We start from the raw sequence: 1943 nt of genomic DNA on the forward strand, positions 1-1943 counted from the left end.
CCTGTCTCCTTCCGGCGCTATGACTTTCACAACATCATGGCTGCTATTCAGGACCATTTCCAGAGCCCGTTCACCAAGCCACTTTTGTCCAATTACCACGACTTTCATGATGGCATTCCTTCAACGTATCTAAAGCCCTGTACCGCCCTGAAATGCCCCCCATACCGGCCTTTCGCAGCGACGTTTCGAGAAGCTTTGCCCCCGGTCAGGTTGCAGGACACCTGAGCCCATAACGGACTACGCCGAAGCGCTTCGGCTAGAGCTGGATGGCTGGTATGGAACAGTGTGGCCATGGGTTTGTTGTAGCGGTTCTGACCTCGCCGCCATGCGGCACAAACAGCATTGAGGAACCGCATCCCAACGCCTGCACCTTGCCATTCAGGCATGACCACCATTCGGCAAGCACGGGCCTCCACCAGGCCTGGGCGTGTACTGACGGCAAGATGAGCAACCGGCTCATCGCCAACAAAGGCGACATAACAGGTTGCTGCGATCATATGAGGAAGCTTCAAATAGTGATGCGTTTCAAAATGCGGCCAGTATCGCCAGTTGGTCTCGTATATGTCGAGGTCAAGCTTGGTGCGTTGCCGAAGACACCTCCCGGAAAACTTCCCTGTTGCCGTATCTAAGATCCAATCGGGTTGCAGCCATTCAATAATGTCATAGTGACAGGACAGGAGCACCGCTTGTCCTGAAGCCTGCCTGCGCCATGCTTTGGCGAATGCACCTGCACCAATCTTTGCGATCTGCCGGTCTACGACAGAGGTAAATTCATCGATGACGATGGTTTCCGGTGTCTCGCATAAGATCCGGGCCAGATCAGCGCGGAACTTTTCGCCATTGGAAAGGGCTTTGTAGGGTCTCGTCCAGGCGGGCACACTGCCTAAGCCAACAGCCGATAATGCGCCCGTGATATGATCCATTTCCTCATGGGGAGAAATTGCGTCAATGATGGGTTGATCATCCGGCCAGTCAAAACCTTTGAAATAAGAGGCATCTGAAAAGATGCTTTGTCCAAGACTGGTTTTACCAGACCCTGAGGGGCCGACGATAAGTCCCACTTTCCAGTCCATGTCCTCAACGGGAAGGTCAACGCTCAGCTTAAAGTGGTTGCCGTCTTCGCAGTTAAACAAGGACTTCAGCCGTGCCATACGGAAGCTGTCATAGTCCGGGCTTTGGTGGTTTATGTTCAGCTTCATGTTGCAACCACCTTGAGTTTAGCTCCACCCAGGGCGCGAACGCCGTCATAGATGGTTGCTTGTTGCTGCTCGTCTTCTGCAATGATCAAAATGCCAAACTGGCGTTTGTAGCGGTCTTTAGGCGGGATACCTGGTGCTTTGTCAGGGAGGGGAGGAAGGTGCTCTGTACTCATGTGCGATCTGTTGTTTTCTTGGGCTCATCTGGCCTCAGATCGTTGAAGGTGCCACAACGGCGACACTTGATTTCTACGCGCCCCTGGAGGGCGTTTTCTTCTTTCTTGAGGAGGAGTGCCGAACAGCTCCGGCAATAGATAGACTCCATTTCTCGTCTCGCATAAGACAGTCCCGCAGCTCATTTCAGGTGAGTTGATGCGGCGGGAGCAGTGTTATGCTTCATTGCATTGGCCGGGTTTCTTGTTAGCGCGGGATGCCCGGCGCCCGGAACATTCCGGGCCTTCCGCTCCATATTGAAGTCACCGGGCGATTATCTCGCCGGATATGTTCCGGCTTGTTAGAACTGCTCTGTCAGCGCAACCACTTCAGGCGGGCACTCCGGCCAGCTGGCATCCTGTGTGAAATCAGTGCCCGGATCTTCAGCAAGTTCCAGGCATTTGGAGCGCATAGCACCCACCCAATCCAGTGCAGCCTTTGTGCTGGTCAAAAGCGTGACCTCATCAGCACTTCGATCAGCAACGGCTTTGCCAGCAATGGCAGCAGCAGCCGTTGCCATATTCATCTGGGTCT

3 protein-coding genes and 1 pseudogene are annotated in these 1943 nt (G+C 53.9%); all 4 read right to left on the reverse strand.

The genetic code is table 11. The features are described 5' to 3' along the window. Positions 1–104: 104 nt before the first annotated feature. Positions 105–1199 carry a GNAT family N-acetyltransferase gene (locus PsAD37_RS17685; RefSeq protein ID WP_063297280.1) on the reverse strand — a complete coding sequence of 365 codons (1095 nt, stop codon included), beginning with the start codon at positions 1197–1199 and terminating at the stop codon, positions 105–107. Further along, positions 1196–1372: a hypothetical protein gene (locus PsAD37_RS28420; protein WP_193758321.1), complete on the reverse strand. Its 177-nt coding sequence runs from the start codon at positions 1370–1372 to the stop codon at positions 1196–1198. Before PsAD37_RS28420 ends, PsAD37_RS17685 begins: the two co-directional genes overlap by 4 nt. Beyond that, a complete protein-coding gene (locus PsAD37_RS29610) occupies positions 1369–1521 on the reverse strand; it encodes a Com family DNA-binding transcriptional regulator (protein WP_082827118.1) in 153 nt (50 codons plus the stop codon). The genes PsAD37_RS28420 and PsAD37_RS29610 overlap by 4 nt, the downstream gene beginning before the upstream one ends. Before the next feature lie 189 nt (positions 1522–1710). After that, positions 1711–1943 (reverse strand): annotated as a pseudogene (locus tag PsAD37_RS17690) (hypothetical protein); the annotation flags it as partial.

It is taken from the genome of Pseudovibrio sp. Ad37 (assembly GCF_001623075.1).
Lineage (GTDB): Bacteria > Pseudomonadota > Alphaproteobacteria > Rhizobiales > Stappiaceae > Pseudovibrio.

Bases quoted from the DNA above. Each gene is read 5' to 3' on its own strand.
- PsAD37_RS17685 (WP_063297280.1), bottom strand. From the start codon at position 1,199: ATGAAGCTGAACATAAACCACCAAAGCCCGGACTATGACAGCTTCCGT.
- PsAD37_RS29610 (WP_082827118.1), bottom strand. From the start codon at position 1,521: ATGGAGTCTATCTATTGCCGGAGCTGTTCGGCACTCCTCCTCAAGAAA.
- PsAD37_RS28420 (WP_193758321.1), bottom strand. From the start codon at position 1,372: ATGAGTACAGAGCACCTTCCTCCCCTCCCTGACAAAGCACCAGGTATC.